This is a genomic window from Shewanella sp. DNRA4, assembly GCF_012843185.1.
Lineage (GTDB): Bacteria > Pseudomonadota > Gammaproteobacteria > Enterobacterales > Shewanellaceae > Shewanella > Shewanella xiamenensis.
On the sequence record NZ_JABAIP010000008.1, the window covers coordinates 16,919 to 37,851 of the forward strand.

Genomic DNA, 20,933 nt, shown 5'->3' on the forward strand with positions numbered 1-20,933 from the left:
GGAAATCACTCAACTATGCGTAAAAGTTTTATTGCCATCGCCATTGGCGCCACACTGATGACCGGAGCACTCGCAGGCTGTAGCACTCAAGATACAAAAGCTGCAAATGTCACCGCAGTACAAACCCAAAACCCCTTATTCCAAGCCAGTACACTGCAATATCAAGCACCTGATTTCAGCGTTATTAAAGACGAGCATTTTCAGCCCGCTTTAGAACAAGGTATTAAAGAGCAGTATCAAGAAATTTTAGCAATTGCTAACAATCCTGCTGCGCCAACCTTTGATAACACAATTGTCGCCATGGAAAAAAGCGGCGCCCTGCTCAACCGTGCATCGAGCGTGTTTTACAACCTCGCAGGTTCGAACAGCAATCCAGCCCTGCGTAAAATCCAAGGTGAAATGGCCCCAAAAATGGCTGCTCACTCGGATAACATCAACCTTAATCCTGCGCTATTCGCTCGTATTGAAGCCATCTATAACGACCGCAATAACTTAGGTTTAACGCCTGAAGCGGTACGTTTGGTTGAGGTGTATCACCAGCGCTTTATCATGGCTGGCGCTAAGCTGACCGATGATCAGAAAGTGAAAATCCGCGCCCTGAACGAAGAACAATCAACGCTGACCAACGAGTTCTCTCAACGTTTACTACGCTTAACCAAAGAAATCGCTATTGTTGTCGATAACAAAGAACAACTCGCAGGCCTAAGTGACAGCGAAATCACCTCGGCAGCAAATGATGCCAAGGCAGCAGGCCATGAAGGTAAGTACTTAATCAATATCACCAACACTACTCGCCAGCCAATACTCGCCTCTTTAGAGAACCGTGAACTGCGCCAGCGCATTTGGGAAGCCTCGGCAAACCGTGGCTTAACGGGTGAAAACGAAACCGCATCTTTAGTGTCTCGCTTAGCCCAATTACGTGCCGAGCGCGCGGCTCTCTTAGGTTATGAGAACTGGGCTAGCTATCGCCTTACACCGCAAATGGCAAAAACGCCAGAAGCGGTTTACAGCATGTTTGGCTCTATGGTGCCAGCCGTAGTCGCCAACACAGAGAAAGAAGCGGCCGATATCCAAGCGATGATCAACAAGACCGGTGGCAAGTTTGAACTCGCACCATGGGACTGGGAGTTTTACGCAGAGAAAGTCCGCCAAGAAAAATACGCTCTTGATGCCAATAGCATTCGTCCCTACTTCGAATTTAACCGCGTCCTCGAAGACGGCGTGTTCTATACGCTTAAAGAGTTGTATGGCGTGACGTTAAAACCACGTCCAGATTTGCCTGTATACCACCCAGATGTGAAAGCCTATGAAATGTTTGATGCCGATGGCTCAAGCATGGCGATTTTCTATGCTGATTACTTTGCCCGTGAAGGTAAACGCGGTGGCGCATGGATGAGCTCGTTTGTAGGGCAATCCTTCCTCGAAGGTACTAAGCCTGTCGTAGTTAACGTGATGAACATTAAAAAGGCGCCTGATGGCCAACCTACCTTCGTCAGCTATAACGAAGTCACCACGATGTTCCACGAAATGGGCCACGGTACCCACGGTATGTTCTCCAAAGTGACTTACCCAAGTCTTTCTGGGACTTCGGTATCCCGTGACTTTGTGGAATTTCCATCGACTTTCGAAGAAGATTGGGCGGCCCACCCTAAAGTGTTAGCCAACTACGCCAAGCACTACGAAACAGGCAAGCCTATCCCTGATGAGTTACTGCAAAAACTGTTAAAATCCGGCAGCTTTAACCAAGGCTTCGATACGTTAGAGTATATGGCTGCGGCGCTAGTGGATATGGAATGGCACTCATTAAGCCCTGATGCACCATTGCAAGATGTAGCGACCTTTGAGGCTAATGCGCTGAAAAAGCACGGCTTAAATATCACCGCCGTACCACCACGTTATAAGTCAACTTACTTTGCCCACGCCTTCCCAGGTGGTTACTCAGCAAGTTACTACGCGTATATGTGGAGTGAAATTTTAGCGGCTGACGCCTTTGCCTATGTGCAAACCCAAGGCGGCCTAAATCGTGAGATCGGCATGAAATATCGTAAGACCATTCGCGAAGTGGGCAACAGTATTGCGCCAATGGAAGCTTACAAGAACTTCCGCGGCCAAGAGCCTACCACTGAAGGTTTACTCAACCGCCGTGGACTCAATCAGACTCAGTAATCTTAGATACTGAGTAGATAAAAATCAGCCAGCATAGTTGCTGGCTGATTTGTTTTACATTCTCAATATAAGAGCGAAGTTAAATCACGGACTTATAAAGCCGTACTTTTGGATTTAATGTGCAGACCAAAAATCGTCAATACAAACAATATGCTACAAGTCACTAATCCTGCATTGACCGATTCAGTTAAGCCAAGCACTACGTAGCCTACCATGCTGATCAGCGCAACGATTACTGCGTAGGGAAGCTGAGTCACTACGTGGTCGATATGATGGCAACTGGCCCCCGTCGACGACAAAATAGTGGTATCAGAAATCGGTGAACAATGATCACCAAATACCGCCCCCGCTAATACCGAAGCCAGCATAGGTAACATCATGGCTGTGTGACTTCCCATCGCCATATCCGCAGCTATCGGTAGCATAATCCCGAACGTACCCCAACTGGTTCCTGTAGAGAATGCAGTCAGGCCCGCTAACACAAACATTAATGCAGGTAAGAAAGCAAAGGGAATATTCCCAGTGGCTAGGCTAGCCATAAACTTACCGGTTTCAAGCTGGCCGATCACACCTGCAATGGTCCAAGCAAATAACAAGATGTAAATCGCAGGCAACATAGAGCGAGCGCCCTGCACTACACCTTTTAATACCATTGATTTTTCAACGCCTTGCACTAAGTTAAGTACCAGCGCAACCGCTAAACCAATCAGGGCACCAAAGAACAGTGATGAACTCACATCGGTTTTCTCGAAAGCAGAAATAATATTAAATTCAATGCCTTCTTTAGCTAATACTTGAGCACCGCTATCGATCATAAAATACAGGGTCGCAAATACCAGTACTGTGATAGGTAGGAATAACCCGAGGATTTTACCTGTTTCAGCTTCGGGTAAATCAGCATTAGCACCTGGCGGTAAACCTTTAGTCTCATCGTATAAATTACCGCGCATGGCATTTAATTCATGTTCACGCATAGGGCCAACATCTAAGCCCATAAACGCCACACAAAGCAGTAATAATAAAGAGAAAATTGCGTAGAAATTCATAGGGATCATTTGAATAAATACACTTAAATGCCCTGAATCCGCAAAACCATGTGCTGTTAATATACCGCCAATTAACGCAATAATATAAGCGCCCCAACTTGATACCGGTGAAATGACACAAACTGGTGCTGCGGTAGAATCTAATAAATAAGCTAACTTAGCGCGGGAAATATGGTAACGGTCGGTAACAGGCCTTGCGACAGACCCAACGACTAAACTATTGAAATAATCGTCAATAAAAACAACACAGCCTAAAAACATGGTCAGTAATTTCGCATCGCGCTTATTACGAATATGTAACCTTGCCCAATCAGCAAATGCCCGAGCACTACCACTCACAGTAATTAGAGCGGTGATCATCCCCAATACAATCAAGAAACCGAGAATGTATAAATTCCAAGAATTTACGCCATCTTCCGACCAAAAAAGTCCTTTTACACTGTTAAATAAAAACTCACCGCTGGCCACAGGAGAAAATTGATTGAGCAATAATACTCCAATCACAATTCCTAAACCGAGGGAAAGAAGCACTCGGCGAGTAAAAATCGCCAATACAATTGCAACCACAGGCGGGAGCAAAGAAAGCGCCGAATCGGCATAACTAACTACAGTCATTGATTATTTCTTCGTCAAAATACGAATGGAGGGCGACTGAACTGGTGGGAAAAGGCAATAGATACCCAAGATCACCTGTCCTATCAGTAGCGCTCCATAGTAACTATTCCTAATATCCGTATCTGGAAATACTATGGCAGTGTTGTACCTATTAGGCACAACCCCAGCAGTTGATCGTGATAAATCAAACTACTTCGGCACCAAATCCTTTCGTGAACGATCAACGGAATCACCCTACTGATCACTACTGATATTTGGTGCGCCTCTACTTCTAAGAACGCCCATACATGGGCGTGAGGCTCATAAAAACATAAGCGGCTAAGCAGTTACCACCGCGAAGCCGCTTACTTTGACTTAGCTCACAAATAAAATCAACTTAAGCTTGCAATCAACTGCGGAACGGCTTCGAACAGGTCAGCTTCGAGGCCATAATCGGCAACTTGGAAGATAGGCGCTTCAGGGTCTTTGTTGATAGCCACAATCACCTTAGCGTCTTTCATTCCCGCTAAATGTTGGATCGCGCCTGAAATACCGACTGCAATATAAAGGTTAGGTGCGACAATTTTACCAGTTTGACCGACTTGCAAGTCATTCGGAACAAAGCCTGCGTCAACCGCCGCACGCGAAGCTCCTACTGCGGCACCAAGCTTATCAGCCAGTTGCTCTAACATGCCGAAGTTTTCACCGCTGCCCATGCCACGGCCACCAGATACGATAATGCCTGCATTACCTAACTCTGGACGAGCTGAAACTGTCAGCGCTTGAGACACAAACTGAGCTTTGGCTTCAAACACTTTATCCAAGGTAGTCACAGCAGCATTATTACCCTGTGTAACCGCATCGAACGCACTGGCACGCACTGTCATCACTTTAATCGCGTCATGGCTTTGAACTGTCGCTAACGCGTTACCCGCATAAATCGGGCGAACAAAGGTATCGCTACTCACCACGCCAATCACTTCCGAAATTTGCGCCACATCTAAAAGTGCTGCCACACGCGGTAACGTGTCTTTACCCGCACTCGATGCCGCGGCGAGGATATGGCTGTAATTTGGTGCTAAGTCCACCAGCAATTTAGCCACGTTTTCGGCTAAATGCGCTTCATAAGCGCTGTTATCGGCGACTAATACTTGCGCGACACCTTGTAGAGCTTGAGCGGCTTGCACCACTGCACCACATTGATGGCCCACTACCAATACATGTACATCACCGCCGATCGCACGAGCTGCGGTGACAACTTTAGCGGTATCCAGTTTCAGCGCCGCATTATCGTGTTCTGCTAATACTAAAATGGCCATTTAGATCACCTTCGCTTCATTCTTTAACTTTTCAACCAGCTCTGCTACCGACGCAACCATAATACCGGCCTTACGTTCAGCAGGCGGCGTTACCTTGATCACCGTTTGATGCGCTTTGAGCGTCACACCTAAATCAGCTACCGTCAGCACATCTAACGGCTTACGTTTGGCTTTCATGATATTAGGTAATGAGGCATAACGTGGCTCATTCAAACGTAAATCCGCAGTCACCACAGCGGGCAACGGTAGATTTAAGGTTTGCATACCACCATCTATCTCACGAGCAACTTGAAGTGAATTACCTTCAACTTTAATTGCTGAAGCAAAGGTCGCTTGCGGCATATCCGTTAATGCAGCAAACATTTGGCCCGTTTGGTTATTATCACCATCAATGGATTGCTTACCAAACAGCACTAATTGCGCTTGTTCTTTTTCTTGTACTGCTTTAAGTAATTTGGCAATTGATACTGGTGCTAACTCTTCTTCAGTATCAATGTGAATCGCGCGATCAGCACCTAATGCTAATGCGGTACGCAATTGTTCTTGAACGGCTTTATTGCCGATGCTGACGACCACTACTTCAGTAACACTGCCCGCTTCTTTTAAACGAACCGCTTCTTCTACTGCAATTTCACAAAAAGGGTTCAACGCCATTTTGAGGTTTGCGGTATCAACGCTGGTGTTGTCAGCTTTTACCCTGACCTTCACATTGGCATCAACTACGCGCTTAACAGGCACCAATACTTTCATAGGGCTTCCTTCCTACACTTTCATGTACATGGACAAAACATTGGTGATCACCAATGCAGGATAGAGCCACTTTACGTCCTGTTAACGTTAACGTCAACCAAAGTCAAACGCTTGTTTGCATTTTTAAGACTGTCGTATTGGCCACATTTTTGAACACTTATTTGCCATATATAAAAAGTTCAAAAATTAAATAATATTTAATTTTTGTTTATTGCATAATTTTATTTGATTCGAGCAATATTAGTTTCTATCATTTAGCTGTTGTTCACCATTATCCTGTAATAAAAATAGAGTGGGACGAAAATAGATATGAGCGAATTTTTAGAGATATTAACTCACGGTCGTCGTTTTAAAGCTGCTGTAAAAGATCTTAGCGTTGAAGAACTGCGTGATTTAGCGGCTAAACTAGATAAAATTTTAGTTGAGCGTGAGTCAATGGAAGCAGAAGAACAGCAAGCTATTGCTGCTCGTAATGCAAAAATTGAAGAAATCCGTCAACAAATGGAAGCCGTTGGTTTATCAATCGACGATTTAGGTGGTGTTGCAGTTAAAGCCTCGAGCAAGAAACGCGCTCCTCGTCCAGCGAAATACCAAATTGAAGTTGATGGCGAAGTGATCCAGTGGACAGGTCAAGGCCGTATGCCAACAGTATTTAAGAACGAAGTCAATAAAGGCCGTTCTATGGATGATTTCTTAATCTAATCCAATACCGTAATGGTAATGACAATAGCCATTCGCTATTATCATTGAGTAACATAAAAAAGCTCGCGCCCTGCGAGCTTTTTTATGCCTATCCCACCCAGCCCATTGTCATTCAAGTAAATGCTTAAATTGCGTTACAATTCATCTTTAGTATTTACATCTACTTTAGGTTACTCTTTATTCACCCTCCGTCTAAGTGAATAAAAAATGCAGATAAACAATAAGATAATAATAAGCTGCGGCATAATAAGTAGTTTTGTATCTCAACCCATTTTTGCCGAGGCCAATCCCATCACTCCCGTCAATAAGTTAACTGCATTGACCAATGCAGAATTAATTCTTGCACCGGGGAAACGACTCTCAAATGCCACATTATTAGTTGAAAACAATCGGATCAAAGCCATTATTGACCAAGGTGATATCCCCGCGGCGGCACTAAAAGTCGATCTCAGTGGTTATACTATTTATCCCGGCTTTATCGATCCTTTTACCGATTATGCTATCGAGTTTGAATATCCCAAATTGCAGCTCACTCGTCCGGTATATGATATTAAGCGTATTGGCGGGAATGCTGAAAATGGTGCAATTCACGCTGAAAAAGAATGGTTTAATTACATTTACCCCAATAAAGAACGCGCACGAGATTGGATCAATAACGGCTTTACCAGTGTACAAAGTAGTAAACTCGATGGTATTTTCCGAGGCACGGGTGTCAGTCTTTCACTCGCGGACAAAACTGCCAATGAGGTAATTTATCGCGCACGCAGCCAACCTTTTATGGCCTTCGATAAAGGTACGTCAGAACAAGACTACCCCAATTCCCTCATGGGTAGCATCGCGCTTATCAGACAGACCTTTGCTGATGCTAACTGGTATAACCAAAATAAGCACAAATCGGTTAATAGTTCAGCTACACCTCAAATTGAATTTAATATTGCCTTCGAACGTTTAGATAACTTAGCCGAGAAACCAATCGTATTTGAAACAAAAAATCTGAACGATTTGTTGCGTGCAGCGAACCTACTCAAAGAACATAAGCAGCCCGCCAACTTACTCGCAAGTGGCCAAGAATATGCTCGGATCAACGAATTAAAGGCTCTGAATTATCCTTTAATTCTTCCTCTTAATTACCCACAAGCACCCGATGTGGGTACCGATGATGCCGATCGCGAAGTCTCCCTTGCAGAACTCAGACAATGGGAGCGCGCGCCCACAAACCCTGCCGCAGTAGCAAATGCAGGTATCCCCTTTGCGTTTACCCAATTTGGCATTAAGACAGAGGCGTTTTGGCCACGCCTTCGTCAAGCGATTGCGCAAGGACTCAGCGAAGATAAAGCCCTCGCGGCCCTCACCACTCAAGCTGCTGAAATGGCAGGAACCGCTGACTTGACCGGTAAACTTGCCCCGGGCTATATGGCGGACTTTGTCATTACTAAGGGCAATATTTTTAAAGACGGACAGATTTACAGTGTCTGGCTACAGGGACAAGAACAAGCCATCCGCTCACTTTCACAAGCCAAGATGTTGGGTGACTATCAGCTGACGTTGAATAATTTAACTTTAGATTTGAGCCTTGAAGAAGCAGACAAAGCAGGAAAAACCACTTTGCAAGGAAATCTGAGCAGTGGCGAGAAGAGTATTCCACTCACCAACCTCAAGCTTGAAGACGACGGCCGCGTCAGCTTTAACGCCAATTTAACTGATGCAGGCATTCATGGGATCAGCCGTTTTACCCTCTGGTTTGCCAAAGACGGCATTCAAGGCCGGATGGTAGACGCCCAAAGTCGTAGCATCAATGTTGCTGGTATTACCCTTACACCTCCCCCAAAGACGGAGCAAGTAAACACGCCTAAAGCCGATGCAACGCAAACCTTAGTCAGTCAACTTACCTACCCTAACGTCGCCTATGGTTTAAGTGAGGCGCCCAAAGCAGAGAAACTCCATATTAAAAATGCCACCCTGTGGACCTCAGATAAACAAGGTATCTTGGAACATGCGGATCTGCTAATGGCCAATGGCAAGATTGAAAAAATCGGCCAGCAACTCAACACGCCTTCTGGATATCAAGTCCTCGATGCAACGGGCAAGCACTTAACAGCAGGGATTGTCGATGAGCATTCCCATATTGCCATCAACGGTGGCACCAACGAAGGCACCGACGCAGTCACCTCTGAAGTGCGGATTGGCGATGTGATTAATCCTGAAGATGTCTCCATCTATCGCGCACTCGCGGGCGGTGTGACTAGCGCACAATTACTCCATGGCAGCGCTAATCCTATTGGTGGCCAATCCCAGTTAATAAAAATGAAGTGGGGAGAAAGCGCAGAACAGCTAAAGTTTGCCAATGCCCCTGCCAGTATCAAATTCGCCCTTGGCGAAAACGTCAAACAGAGTAACTGGGGCGAAAAGTTTGTGCAGCGCTTCCCGCAGACGCGCATGGGGGTAAAAGCCTTATTTGAAGAAACCTTCGATGCAGCACTCGCCTATGAGAATGCACTGAAGGATTATGATGATTTACGCAGCAGTGAGAAGAAGAAAACCCTCTCACCACGCCCAAGTTATCGCCTGCAGGCGGTGGCCGAAGTGCTTAAGCAACAGCGCGATGTGCATATTCACTCTTATGTACAGTCGGAAATCTTAATGTTCCTGCGCTTAGCCGAAGCCTACCACTTTAAAGTGCAAACCTTTACCCATGTGCTTGAAGGTTACAAGGTTGCCAGTGAACTGGCTGCCCATGGTGCGGGCGCCTCGACCTTTGCCGATTGGTGGGCCTATAAATTCGAAGTCTATGATGCGATCCCGCAAAATGCGTGCCTAATGCAAAAACAAGGTGTGCTGACGAGTGTCAATTCCGATGACTACGAAATGCAGCGCAGACTCAACCAAGAAGCAGCTAAGTCAATGATGTATTGCGGTATGTCAAAGGAAGATGCCTGGAATATGGTGACCATCAACCCAGCGAAACAGCTCAGAGTCGATGAGTATGTTGGCTCACTCACCCCAGGCAAAATGGCCGATATTGTGCTTTGGAACGCCGAGCCGCTGTCGATTTATGCCAAAGTGACCCAGGCTTGGGTTGAAGGCAAACGCTACTTCGATCGCGACCAAGACCAGCTTGCCCAGCAGCAAGTGGTGGCTGAGCGTGCCGCTCTTATCCAAAAAATTCTCAGTAGTGATGATAACGCTAAGGCGGGTGAAAAAGTTACACCGCTTAACGAGCCACAATGGCACTGCGATACCCATTATCAGGCTTGGGGCCAACATCATCAGGGAGCAAAATAATGAAGCACTTACCCACGACCTTGCTGCTGTCGACACTGGCCATCACCTTGTCCGTGCAGGCACATAATCTCATCCCTACGCCTAAACAAACTCACGGTGTGTTGATTAAAAACGCCACTGTGCATACGGTCAGCCAAGGGGTTTTAACCAATACCGATGTGTTGATTGAAAACGGTAAAATCAGCGCACTAGGGCCACAGTTAAGCGCCAATGAGGCTGATGGCCAGATGCAGATCATCGATGCTACGGGTAAACATTTATATCCAGGCCTTATTGCACTGGATACCAGTCTTGGCTTAGTGGAAATCGAGATGGTTCGCCCGACCGTAGATAACGCTGAAGTCGGTGACTTTAACCCGCAAATTAGTGCAGCAACGGCTTACAACCCGGATTCGGAGCTGCTGCCAACCATTCGCTATAATGGCATCACTCACGCACAAATTGTCCCTAGTGGTGACGGACTCGCAGGCCAATCGGTGGTCGTCGATCTCGATGCGTGGACCATTGAAGATGCATTGCACCCCAGTGAAGGCCAATTTCATGTTTACTGGCCACAGATAAAACGCATGCCAGAGGATGAAAAAGGAAAAGCCAAAGCGATTGAAAAAAATCAGCAGGCGATCAATCAACTCATCACTGCCTTTGAAGATGGTTACCGCTACTTTTTGAGCCAAAATACACCGGATGCCGACCACAAGCCTAATCTGCGTTGGCAGGCCATGTTGCCACTGTATCAAGGTAAAGCAACGCTATTTGCCCACGCAGACAGTGTTAACCAAATCGAGCAAGTAATTGCCCTGACTAAAAAATATCAATTTAAATTGGTCATTGTCGGCGGTTATGATGCGTGGCGATTAGCTTCAAGTTTAAGGGAAGTGAATGCCAGTGTGATTTACCCGCACACCCTAAGCCTACCTAAACGTACAGATGAATCGGTAGATTTACCGTTTAAAATCCCGTCGTTACTTGCGAGCGCAGGCATTCCCTATGCGCTTGGCTTTTCATCGGATTGGAACAGTCGTAACCTACCCTATGCCGCAGGTTACAGCGCGGCTTATGGCGTTACGGCAGAGCAAGCGTTGAAATCTGTCACGTTAGATGCTGCAAAGCTGTTAGGGATTAACGATTTAGGCGCTATCGAAGTAGGCTATCAGGGCAGCGTTGTGCTGAGTGACGGAGATATCCTCGACCCCATGAGTAACAAAATTGATGCGATCTGGATTGAAGGAAGACAAATAGATCTGAATAATCGCCACCAGCAGCTTTATCAAAAGTATCTTAAGCGATAGAATTTACTGAGATAAATCGCACAGCACCGCGCAGTCCATGGGACTGCGCTTCTTTACCCTTAATCTCAGGTCAAACCATGAAAATCATCCTCTCAAGTGCATTAGTCCTCCTGCTTAGCGCCTGTGCCAGCGACTACAGTTTTAATAGCAATTTAGACGGTGAGGCGATTAGTGACTACTTCAAGGCAGGCGATGTTACGCTATTTGAAGGTGATAGTTTGCCTAAAGGCCACTACGAATTGAAAGGCTTAGTGCAAGGAGAATCTTGCCAAGCGGATGTAAATGGCATGCCAGCATCCTTAAGCGAAGCGAGAACCGAAGCCCGCCGCGCTGCGGCTGATAAAGGTGCTAACGGTATCATCATCAAACAATGCGTGATGATGGAAGAAGCTGCGCAAGGCTGTATCAGCCGCGCGTTATGTGTCGGTCAAGCGATTAAAATGGCCACCGCCGACTAGTTCATCGCGTGTATTATACTGCACGCCATTCTTGTTGTACTTTACAACCTAAGCCATCTGAGTTTGGGTTGTTGCTCCTTCCTTTAGGTGTTTTTTGCATGACATTTACTAACCAAATTACCGCTGTGGCCACCTGCCGTACCCCCTATAAACAAAAATTTGGCATTCCAAGACAGCCAGGTTTGGTGGAAGCACGCGGTTATGTTGAGTTGGAAAGCCATGTTAATCATCTCGATGCGGTGCGCGGTATCGAGCAATATTCCCACCTTTGGTTGCTATTTTGTTTCCATGAAAATCTCGCCCAAGGCTGGAAAACCACAGTTCGCCCACCGCGTTTAGGCGGCAATGAAAAACTCGGCGTATTTGCCACTCGCTCCACTTTTCGCCCAAATGGCATTGGCCAATCCGTGGTCAAACTCCATGGGGTGGTGCAACGCAAAGGCAAAGTGTGTCTTGAGATTTCAGGCATGGATCTGGTTGATGGCACACCGATTATCGATATTAAGCCCTATATCCCCTTTTCAGATTCGATTGAAGGTGCCGTTGGCGGCATGGCCCAAGAGGCACCGAAACTGATTAGCGTTGAGTTTAGTGAACTTGCCGATGAACAAATAAACACCTACAGCAAACAAGAAGCCTATACGGATTTAGCCGTGCTTATCCGCGGCGTGCTCGGGCAAGACCCTCGTCCAGCGTACAAAAAAGCTAAGGATGACCCAAAGTTATATCAAATTGCTTTATATGATTTAGATATCTTTTGGCGGATGGCGGTTGATGAGGAAGATCGGGAATACATTCAAGTGCTCGAACTCAAACCGGGGAAATGCGGCTAAATGCAGACGCTAAACACAACCGCATTGCCTGATTATCAAAGCCAACACAAAAAGCGTTTGTCTTGGATGCCTTGGCTGTATTTCTCGTTAAAAGAAAAACATTTAGCCTGGGCCAAACCTTGGCAGGATGAAGTGCAAGCCAACCTTTGCGCCCTCGAAACCGTCACCATTGGTGATAACTGTTTTATCGCCCCCGAGGCACAATTATTTGCCGAGCCCAATCGCGATATCAAGATAGGTAATCATTGCATGATTGCCGCCGAATGTTTTTTACATGGCCCTATCACCCTTGGTAACGAAGTCGCCATCAATCATGGCTGCTCCTTCGATGGCGGTCGAGTGGGGATTCAAATTGGCGATCAAACTCGCATTGCTAACCATGTGACAATCTACGCCTTTAATCATGGCATGGCGCCCGATACGCCCATTTATCAACAAGCCTCCCACTCTAAAGGCGTCGTGATAGGTAAAGATGTGTGGATTGGCGCTCAGGCCGGGATAGTTGATGGTGTCACCATTGGCGACCATGCGGTGATTGGCATGGGCTGTATTGTCACTAAAGATGTCCCCGCATGGGCCATCGTCGCCGGTAATCCTGCACGGGTGATTGGCGATCGGCGAAATAAGTAAGCAGCGACGAGAATCTAGATACGAGCAATGACGAAGTCGCACCCTAGCGGCGCAGCGCTTATCTTTCTTTATCCGTTATCCAGCATCAAAAATGCTATTTGTCTCCCAGCTAGTTGAATTTAACCTAAATCCATAGGTGACATCATCAAAGCAGGTGATAAAATGGCGCCCATTCAACTCAAATTTGGACATCGGTAATGCGCGTTAGCAAATACCTACTTTCTACTCAAAAAGAAACACCTGCGAATGCAGAAGTCATCAGCCATCAATTAATGCTACGTGCGGGTATGATCCGCCGTAACGCTTCAGGCCTATACAGCTATCTGCCCACGGGCCTGCGTGTATTGCGTAAAGTCGAAGCGATTGTTCGTGAAGAAATGAACAAAGCGGGCGCGATTGAAATCCTAATGCCTATGGTGCAACCGGCTGATTTATGGGTAGAAACGGGTCGCTGGGACAAGTTTGGTCCTGAACTACTGCGTTTTAAAGACCGTCATAGCCGTGACTTCGTTCTGGGACCAACCCACGAAGAAGTGATCACCGACTTAATCCGTAAAGAAGTCAGCTCTTACAAACAATTACCGCTGAATCTTTATCAAATTCAAACTAAATTCCGCGACGAAGTTCGCCCACGTTTTGGCGTGATGCGTTCTCGCGAGTTCCTGATGAAAGATGCTTATTCTTTCCATCTTGATGTGGATACCATGAATGAAACCTATGAGGCGATGTATCAAGCCTATAGCAACATTCTGTCGCGTATGGGCTTAGCCTTCCGTCCGGTTTTAGCGGACACGGGTTCTATCGGTGGCAGCATGTCACACGAGTTCCACGTACTGGCGCAAAGCGGTGAAGACTTAATCGCCTACTCTACTGGTAGCGATTATGCCGCTAACATCGAGAAAGCCGAATCGCCAATGCCAACCGAAACGCGCGGCGCGGCGACTGAAGCATTACGTTTAGTCGATACCCCCAATGCGAAAACCATTGCTGAGTTAGTTGAGCAATTCGGTTTAGATATCACTAAAACAGTGAAAACCTTGATTGTTAAGGGTGCGACTGAAGCGGCGCCACTGGTTGCGCTGATTGTACGTGGTGACCACGAGCTAAATGAAATCAAGGCAGATAAATTAGATTTAGTGGCATCACCATTAGAATTTGCCCCAGAAGCCCTGATCCGTGACGCCATTGGCGCAGGTCCAGGCTCATTAGGCCCTGTCGGCCTGAATATGCCTATCATCATCGACCACAGTGTTAGCGTGATGAGCGATTTTGCTGCCGGCGCAAACGTGGATGATAAACACTACTTTGGTATCAACTGGGAGCGCGATCTGCCACTGGCACAAGCGGCCGATATCCGTAATGTGGTTGAAGGCGAGCCAACACCGGATGGTTTAGGTACCTATGCCATGGCTCGAGGTATCGAAGTGGGTCATATCTTCCAACTCGGCACTAACTATTCTAAATCGATGAATGCGACTGTTCTCGATGAGAACGGTAAATCACAGGTGCTGCTGATGGGTTGTTACGGTGTTGGCGTGAGCCGTATCGTGGCTGCTGCGATTGAGCAAAACTTTGATGACCGTGGCATTGTATGGCCAGAAGCGATTGCACCATTTAGTGTGGGCATTCTGCCAATGAATATGCACAAGTCGCACCGCGTCACTGATATCGCCGAGCAGTTATACAAAGACTTAAGTGCTGCGGGTATCGATGTCCTGTTGGATGACCGTAAAGAGCGTCCAGGCGTGATGTTCGCCGATATGGAGCTCATTGGTATTCCTCACACTGTGGTGATTGGTGATCGCAATATCGACGCGGGTGTATTTGAATACAAAAACCGCCGCACCGGTGAAAAACAAGACGTGCCATTCGACCAAATCGTCGATTTCTTAAAGAATCTGCAAGCTTAAGCACTGTCTTTTGGCGCTGAATACACATTCGACAGTGTGAGTTAATGGCTTACCATTAACCTCTCAATACAGCAACGCACTTAGGTTTAACTTAAGTGCGTTTTTTATTTCCCGTCTGTTGATGGCAAACAAGCTCTCAAGTGCTTGCCTTTGCCTTTGCCTTTGCCTCTTCTCATCAAAAACTAAAGAAATGTCATTAAGATAACTGCTCAGACTTGCTTTTTTAGACAAGGCATTGCTTTAATAAAATCATAATAACAAGTCGTTGAGTATTAAGATTGCCAACATCAACAGCATTAGTTCTCGGTGGCGGTGGCGCACGAGCAGCCTATCAAGTGGGAGTGCTTAAAGCACTGGTCCAGCTTTATCCGCGCAACCATAGCATCCCCTTTAAAATCATTTGTGGTACCTCAGCAGGTGCAATTAATGGCACGTCAATTGCCACCCATGCGTCATGTTTTCATCTGGGAGTCAAAAAGCTCGAGTGGGTATGGCGCCATTTTGAAACCAGAAAAGTTTACCGAGCTTCCCTTCCTGGCGTGTTAAAGCACCTATCAAAAATGGCCCTAAAAGGTCTACAGGATGATAAGGTCAATACTGATGCAGGCAGCCTGCTTGATAATGAGCCTTTACGGCATTTATTGAATGAGCTTATTGATTTTAAAAGAATTGATCGCAATATCCGCAACGGAGCATTAACCGCTCTGAGTGTCGATACCTCCTGCTATAACAACTCGCGTTCGGTGACGTTTTTTCAAGCGGCACGGGATATTGAAAACTGGACCCGCGCCAGACGCAGCGGGGAGCGGCGCATGTTAAATACCGAGCACTTGTTGGCAAGCTCAGCCATTCCCATGGTGTTCCCGTCAATTAAACTTAATCAAGCTTATTATGGTGACGGCTCAGTCCACCAGCTCGCGCCGCTTTCAAGTCCAATCCATTTGGGGGCTAATAAGCTATTAGTAATAAACCTAGACAGTCCCCATAAGCATTTTCCGATGGAGCTAGAATATCATCCGAAGACAGCGACCATCGCGGGTCATCTGCTGGATACTATCTTTTCTGATACCTTAAATAGCGATTTAGAGCGCCTAGAGCGCATAAATCATACGCTTTCCCTTATTCCAGAAGAAAGCCGTGCGCAACTAGCATTACACCCCATAAAAACCTTAGTGATAAAACCCAGCGAAGATTTAAGTAAAATCGCCGCCCGCTTCTATGACGATATGCCCTGGGCAATTAAAACCTTACTGGGATTTTTTGGTATCGATAGGCAGTCTGACTCCAGTATTGTGTCTTATCTCTTGTTTGAAAAATCCTATACCAGCGCATTGATCGATTTAGGTTATCAAGACGGTATGGCGCACCTTGACGAATTGAAAGCATTTTTCAATTTAGCCTAATGCGATGACTCACAATAAAAAGGCTGAGTAAAATCGAATTGAAGCCCGCATCTTGCCGTGTTATAAATTAAACGATGACATAATTCCTTAACCACAATGTGCGAAACTCATTCAAAATTAAGGATTATTCAGTAGCAGCTAAGCTGTAAATCAGTCTAAAGTCTGAATGATAGAATAGATTTAACATTGATCATTTAAGTTGAATCACCTATCATGCTGTACTAGATTAGCTAAAAATTAGGTTAATTTTTTCTAAAAGGGAATCACGATGAAAAAAACTTCATTAGCACTTATCGCTGCTATTTCAATGTTAGGTTCAGTTACTGCTAACGCTAACACAACTGGTACAACTACTGGTGGTACTGGTACGGGTGGCGCAACAGGTACTATCGTTGCTGGTAGTATTGCAGCTGGTGCAGTTGTAACTGGTGTTTTAGTTGCTGCAAATGGCTCAGATGGCAACCCAATCACCACCACAAATACAAATACCACCACTAACTCTAACTAATTGATTGGTTAGTGTGTGTAAATAACCGCCTTTTGGCGGTTGTTTTTTTTGGGGCTTTTAATCGTCTAAAGCAAAATAGCGAAAGCTTGAAATCACGACATCATATATTTACATTGGTTACCTACTATTATTGAGAATAAGCAACTCGGATGCGTATATATAAAAGAATTTTCCCCATTATTGCCATTTCGGCAGTTATCGTAGGGCTATCGGGCTGCAGTCAACGAATTAGCGCATTAAACGATACCGCAAAACTCGCCTTTTTTGGGAGTGACGATGTTGTTCTCTCCCCTGAGCAAGTATCATCAAATCCATATGCCAGCATCTATGTGAAACTTGAAGATACGGCTCAGGCATTTGTGGTTTTAGCCTTTGCAGAGCCTAAAATCAGCCTATCTTCAGTAAAAAACTCGCCCGAAGCACTCGAACTTAAGTGGTTATCAGCAGATAAAGGCATGTTGATTACGGTTAACGGCCGCTTAGTCAAAACCCATAATCTGCTTGCAGGTAACCTAAGTGCTGTTGAAAGTGATGAGCCAGATCCACTGTTATTAGGATTGCATTTAAGCAATACCCCTAAAACCTGGACTCGCACCCTCGATTGGCAACCTGGTTATCATTATGGCTACCGAGCAACATCAGAATTTAAATTGATTGGTGACGAAAATATTCTAATCAATGGCGCTCCCACACAAGCTTTGCATTTTAGTGAAAACGTCTCTGTGGATGCACTCAATATCCAATATCAAAATGAGTTTTGGCTAGATCCACAAACAGGCAACGTTATTAAAAGCCATCAGAAAATTGCGCCCAATCTGCCGTTTATTGATATCACCTTACTGAAGCCTTTTGCTGCTTAGTGGAGCCATAATGAGATCTTACATCACCCCGTTGGCACTGCTAGTAGGTTCACTGTTTTTACCCGCTGTAGAAGCCAATACCCAACTTGCTGTCAGTACCACTGCGTCTAACACGCCGCAGCTACACATTACCTATCCCTCAGCCATTCGAGTTGGACAAGCCGTTCAGGATGGGTTAACCCAGCTTCCTCTTTATAATCAGCCAACAAAAAATGAGGCTGTGGCAATTTATTGGCTAGGTGCGGCACTTTTAGATATAAAAAATACTGCAGCATTAGAGGCCACTCGTCAGCAAGTATTGCAACAATTGGCTACGATGGGTGAGCAAATCGATAATGGTAACTACATTGCAAAACTGAGCAAGCTTGCTCAGTTTTTACGCACCATCAAACTTGGCCAGCGAGTTAATCAGCCGTTAGATCTCGACTTAGTCCGGATTACCGACGCTTATAATCCGGTTATCGATGGTGATTTTTTACTGGTGCTACCACCTCGACCAACTACGGTCACAGTCGTTGGCGCGGTCGCGCAAACGGGTGAACAACCATGGCAATCGCGGGCCAGCAGTAAAGATTACCTAAAGCATGCGGGTTTACTCAATAACGCCGAAAATAGCTTTGTATGGATTATTCAACCCGATGGTAATGCAATAAAACAGCCTATCGCCTATTGGAATTATCAAGCTCAGGATATCGCCCCAGGTGCGATTCTCTTTGTTGAGTTTTCAGAGCTGTTTGCTGACCATGCAAAATTAAATAACAACATTATTGAATTACTCAAGAATCGGGCTCTGTAATGAAAAAGTCGACTCCCACTTTGCATACGTTCGGGCGTTTATCTGCGCTGTCATTAGCACTGCTACCTTTATTACATGTTAGCGCCGATGAATTTTCTTATCCGACACTATTGCCTTCACAATCAGATTTTGGTGGCGTTGGTTTAATGCAAATGCCTACAGGCCGTATGGCGCCTGAAGGTGAATTTAACTTTAAAACCACTTATAACGATGATTATCAGCACTTTAGTGCTTCAGTAGCGCTATTTCCGTGGTTTGAAACCACCATTCGCTACACCCTAGTACAAGACCTACTTTACAGTAACGACCCAAGCTTTAGCGGTAATACTAAATACACAGATAAAGGCATCGATTTTAAGGTTCGCTTACTGGAAGAAAGTAATTGGCTGCCCGAAACCTCTATTGGGGTGCGAGACTTTGGTGGTACAGGCTTATTTGATGGTGAGTTTATTGCCGCAACGAAACGAGTCGGCCCAGTGGATTTTACCCTCGGCATAGGCTGGGGCTATATTGGCAATAGCGGTAATCTCACCTCAGATAAAAAAGATCTTAATTACAACTGCGATAGAGATACCTCCTATGGTGGTAAAGGTGGTACGGTCGATTACCAACGTTGGTTTAAAGGTTGTGCAGCCCTTTTTGGCGGCGTTGAATATCAAACCACATGGGAGCCTCTTCGCTTAAAAGTGGAGTACGACGGTAACGACTATCAATCGGATTTCCCCGTCGTACGTGGCAGCATTCCAATGCCTCAGGACAGTAAATTTAACTATGGACTACTCTATCGGTTTGGCGATTGGGGCGATCTGCATTTAAGTTATGAGCGCGGTAATACTTGGACGCTTGGCTTTAGTCTACAAACTAATTTTAATACCTTATCGCAGATTAAAACCGATCCTGCTGCCGCTAAATATAAGCCGCTTCCGGCTGCGCCATTAACCCTTACGCAAACAGAATCCTCCGCACCGATAAACACACCAACAGTCGAACAAGCGACTGTGGGTGCTAATACTTCCGTGACTCACGATTCGAAAGTGCAAAGTGCTGAAGTAGTCAATCTAGAACCAGTAAACACGCCTAATCAGACGATGGCGGAAAGCCAAGTGAATTGGAACAAGGTCGCTCAAGACTTACAAACCATCGCAGGTTACGCAAACGCCAAAATTTATCTGGATAATGACAGCATTACTGTCGTCGGTGAACAAACCAAATTCCGCGATAGAAATGAAGCACATCAACGAGCGGCCACCATTCTTGCCAACAATACAGATGTAACTCGTATTAAAGAGTACCGATTAATAGAAACTCGTTATAGCCAACCGATAACAGAAACCCGTATCGATGCACAGAAATTTGCTCAAGTAGCAAACTATAGCTATCTCAATGCCAAAGTCACCGATGCCAGTGTTGTCAGTGTTCCCAGCTTACCGCAGGGACAACTGGTCAATACTACTGATAAGGATTGGCTAGATAAGTTTAGCTTTGATGTTTCCCCCACCATGTCCCAATCCTTTGGCAGTTCAGAAGGATTTTATATGTTTAGTATTGGCATGACGGGTAGTGCAAGTTACCGCTTTACCGATAATTTTGAGTTTTCTAGCTCCCTTTATCTCAACCTATACGATAACTTTGATAAATTTTTATATGATGTACCGCCCGATGGTACTGACTTAAAACGGGTTCGCACCCTTGTTCGCCAGTATATTCATGATAATCCGGTTAGAGTGAATAACCTGCAACTGACTTGGATGGATAATTTAACCGATAATATTTCTTACCAAGCCTATGGTGGCTATTTAGAAATGATGTATGGCGGTATGGGTGGCGAGGTTCTTTACCGTCCTCTAAACAGCCAATGGGCTTTTGGTGTTGATGTGAATTACGTTAAGCAGCGCGATCCTGATAGCATGTTCGGCTTCTTTGCGGAAGAAAATCAATTTGACCCGCTCATTAACCGCTTCTATCGAGTACAAACGGGCAGTGTAACTGGGCATGCTTCAGTCTATTACCAACCCGATTGGTTCCCCAATACCTTGCTCAGGATAAGTGCTGGCCAATATCTAGCCGAAGATAAAGGTGTGACCATAGATTTCTCGAAACAATTCGATAGTGGTGTGATTGTGGGCGCCTTTGCGACTAAAACCAACCTGTCGGCAGAAGAATATGGTGAGGGTAGCTTTACCAAAGGCTTCTACGTGTCAGTACCATTTGATTTAATGACCATTAAATCAACCCATAGTCGGGCGACAATCAGTTGGATGCCTCTTACTCGCGATGGTGGCCAAACATTAGGGCGCAAGTACAGCCTTTATGACGTAATGGATGCAAGAGATCCTTGGTTCACTCGCTCCAGCACTGAAAATAAGCCTGTAAAATAACCGAAACCG

Annotated in this window: 16 protein-coding genes and 1 riboswitch; of the genes, 13 read left to right on the top strand and 3 right to left on the bottom strand. The window is 45.7% G+C overall.

Annotated elements, in window-relative coordinates; all coding sequences use genetic code 11:
- Window positions 1-15 precede the first annotated feature (15 nt).
- A complete protein-coding gene (locus tag HG547_RS09965; protein WP_169547756.1) occupies window positions 16-2,166 on the top strand; it encodes a M3 family metallopeptidase in 2,151 nt (716 codons plus the stop codon).
- Between the two features lie 92 nt (window positions 2,167-2,258).
- On the opposite strand, the gene HG547_RS09970 is transcribed toward HG547_RS09965, so the two are convergent.
- The 3 genes from HG547_RS09970 to HG547_RS09980 all read right to left on the bottom strand — a co-directional run bounded on the left by HG547_RS09970 (window position 2,259) and on the right by HG547_RS09980 (window position 5,875).
- Window positions 2,259-3,827 (bottom strand): Na+/H+ antiporter NhaC family protein, encoded by a 1,569-nt coding sequence (locus tag HG547_RS09970; RefSeq protein WP_169547757.1) that lies wholly within the window; start codon window positions 3,825-3,827, stop codon window positions 2,259-2,261.
- Between the two features lie 79 nt (window positions 3,828-3,906).
- Window positions 3,907-4,103: riboswitch (Lysine riboswitch) on the bottom strand.
- A gap of 95 nt (window positions 4,104-4,198) precedes the next feature.
- Complete coding sequence (locus tag HG547_RS09975) at window positions 4,199-5,125, bottom strand: FAD-binding protein (protein WP_037420528.1); 927 nt, start codon at window positions 5,123-5,125, stop codon at window positions 4,199-4,201.
- Window positions 5,126-5,875: an electron transfer flavoprotein subunit beta/FixA family protein gene (locus tag HG547_RS09980; protein WP_169547758.1), complete on the bottom strand. Its 750-nt coding sequence runs from the start codon at window positions 5,873-5,875 to the stop codon at window positions 5,126-5,128.
- 309 nt (window positions 5,876-6,184) lie between these two features.
- Between HG547_RS09980 and HG547_RS09985 the strand changes: the two genes are divergently transcribed.
- The 12 genes from HG547_RS09985 (at window position 6,185) to HG547_RS10040 (ending at window position 20,924) form a co-directional block, all read left to right on the top strand.
- Window positions 6,185-6,577 (top strand): H-NS family nucleoid-associated regulatory protein, encoded by a 393-nt coding sequence (locus HG547_RS09985; protein ID WP_037420523.1) that lies wholly within the window; start codon window positions 6,185-6,187, stop codon window positions 6,575-6,577.
- 207 nt (window positions 6,578-6,784) lie between these two features.
- The gene (locus HG547_RS09990; RefSeq protein WP_169547759.1) at window positions 6,785-9,859 is read left to right on the top strand and encodes an amidohydrolase family protein; all 3,075 of its coding nucleotides are present in this window, start codon (window positions 6,785-6,787) and stop codon (window positions 9,857-9,859) included.
- The gene (locus HG547_RS09995) at window positions 9,859-11,148 is read left to right on the top strand and encodes an amidohydrolase (RefSeq protein WP_169547760.1); all 1,290 of its coding nucleotides are present in this window, start codon (window positions 9,859-9,861) and stop codon (window positions 11,146-11,148) included. The genes HG547_RS09990 and HG547_RS09995 overlap by 1 nt, the downstream gene beginning before the upstream one ends.
- 77 nt (window positions 11,149-11,225) lie before the next feature.
- Complete coding sequence (rcsF, locus tag HG547_RS10000) at window positions 11,226-11,606, top strand: Rcs stress response system protein RcsF (RefSeq protein WP_169547761.1); 381 nt, start codon at window positions 11,226-11,228, stop codon at window positions 11,604-11,606.
- A 98-nt stretch (window positions 11,607-11,704) separates the two neighbouring features.
- The gene (gene tsaA / locus HG547_RS10005; RefSeq protein ID WP_169547762.1) at window positions 11,705-12,439 is read left to right on the top strand and encodes a tRNA (N6-threonylcarbamoyladenosine(37)-N6)-methyltransferase TrmO; all 735 of its coding nucleotides are present in this window, start codon (window positions 11,705-11,707) and stop codon (window positions 12,437-12,439) included.
- Window positions 12,440-13,069, top strand: coding sequence for an acyltransferase (locus tag HG547_RS10010; RefSeq protein ID WP_169547763.1), 630 nt, complete (start codon window positions 12,440-12,442; stop codon window positions 13,067-13,069).
- 197 nt (window positions 13,070-13,266) lie between these two features.
- Window positions 13,267-14,979, top strand: a complete 1,713-nt coding sequence (locus tag HG547_RS10015) for a proline--tRNA ligase (protein ID WP_037428285.1) — start codon at window positions 13,267-13,269, stop codon at window positions 14,977-14,979.
- 278 nt (window positions 14,980-15,257) lie between these two features.
- Complete coding sequence (locus HG547_RS10020; RefSeq protein ID WP_169547764.1) at window positions 15,258-16,382, top strand: patatin-like phospholipase family protein; 1,125 nt, start codon at window positions 15,258-15,260, stop codon at window positions 16,380-16,382.
- 268 nt (window positions 16,383-16,650) lie between these two features.
- The gene (locus tag HG547_RS10025; RefSeq protein WP_169547765.1) at window positions 16,651-16,890 is read left to right on the top strand and encodes a hypothetical protein; all 240 of its coding nucleotides are present in this window, start codon (window positions 16,651-16,653) and stop codon (window positions 16,888-16,890) included.
- Between the two features lie 149 nt (window positions 16,891-17,039).
- On the top strand, window positions 17,040-17,750 hold the full coding sequence (locus tag HG547_RS10030; RefSeq protein ID WP_169547766.1) for a YjbF family lipoprotein: 711 nt from the start codon (window positions 17,040-17,042) through the stop codon (window positions 17,748-17,750).
- Between the two features lie 10 nt (window positions 17,751-17,760).
- The gene (locus HG547_RS10035; protein ID WP_169547767.1) at window positions 17,761-18,546 is read left to right on the top strand and encodes a capsule biosynthesis GfcC family protein; all 786 of its coding nucleotides are present in this window, start codon (window positions 17,761-17,763) and stop codon (window positions 18,544-18,546) included.
- Entirely contained in the window at window positions 18,546-20,924 is a 2,379-nt protein-coding gene (locus HG547_RS10040) for a YjbH domain-containing protein (protein ID WP_169547768.1), read from the top strand. The genes HG547_RS10035 and HG547_RS10040 overlap by 1 nt, the downstream gene beginning before the upstream one ends.
- Window positions 20,925-20,933 lie beyond the last annotated feature (9 nt).

Bases quoted from the DNA above. Each gene is read 5' to 3' on its own strand.
- HG547_RS09965 (WP_169547756.1), top strand. From the start codon at position 16: ATGCGTAAAAGTTTTATTGCCATCGCCATTGGCGCCACACTGATGACC.
- HG547_RS09970 (WP_169547757.1), bottom strand. From the start codon at position 3,827: ATGACTGTAGTTAGTTATGCCGATTCGGCGCTTTCTTTGCTCCCGCCT.
- HG547_RS09975 (WP_037420528.1), bottom strand. From the start codon at position 5,125: ATGGCCATTTTAGTATTAGCAGAACACGATAATGCGGCGCTGAAACTG.
- HG547_RS09980 (WP_169547758.1), bottom strand. From the start codon at position 5,875: ATGAAAGTATTGGTGCCTGTTAAGCGCGTAGTTGATGCCAATGTGAAG.
- HG547_RS09985 (WP_037420523.1), top strand. From the start codon at position 6,185: ATGAGCGAATTTTTAGAGATATTAACTCACGGTCGTCGTTTTAAAGCT.
- HG547_RS09990 (WP_169547759.1), top strand. From the start codon at position 6,785: ATGCAGATAAACAATAAGATAATAATAAGCTGCGGCATAATAAGTAGT.
- HG547_RS09995 (WP_169547760.1), top strand. From the start codon at position 9,859: ATGAAGCACTTACCCACGACCTTGCTGCTGTCGACACTGGCCATCACC.
- rcsF (WP_169547761.1), top strand. From the start codon at position 11,226: ATGAAAATCATCCTCTCAAGTGCATTAGTCCTCCTGCTTAGCGCCTGT.
- tsaA (WP_169547762.1), top strand. From the start codon at position 11,705: ATGACATTTACTAACCAAATTACCGCTGTGGCCACCTGCCGTACCCCC.
- HG547_RS10010 (WP_169547763.1), top strand. From the start codon at position 12,440: ATGCAGACGCTAAACACAACCGCATTGCCTGATTATCAAAGCCAACAC.
- HG547_RS10015 (WP_037428285.1), top strand. From the start codon at position 13,267: ATGCGCGTTAGCAAATACCTACTTTCTACTCAAAAAGAAACACCTGCG.
- HG547_RS10025 (WP_169547765.1), top strand. From the start codon at position 16,651: ATGAAAAAAACTTCATTAGCACTTATCGCTGCTATTTCAATGTTAGGT.
- HG547_RS10030 (WP_169547766.1), top strand. From the start codon at position 17,040: ATGCGTATATATAAAAGAATTTTCCCCATTATTGCCATTTCGGCAGTT.
- HG547_RS10035 (WP_169547767.1), top strand. From the start codon at position 17,761: ATGAGATCTTACATCACCCCGTTGGCACTGCTAGTAGGTTCACTGTTT.
- HG547_RS10040 (WP_169547768.1), top strand. From the start codon at position 18,546: ATGAAAAAGTCGACTCCCACTTTGCATACGTTCGGGCGTTTATCTGCG.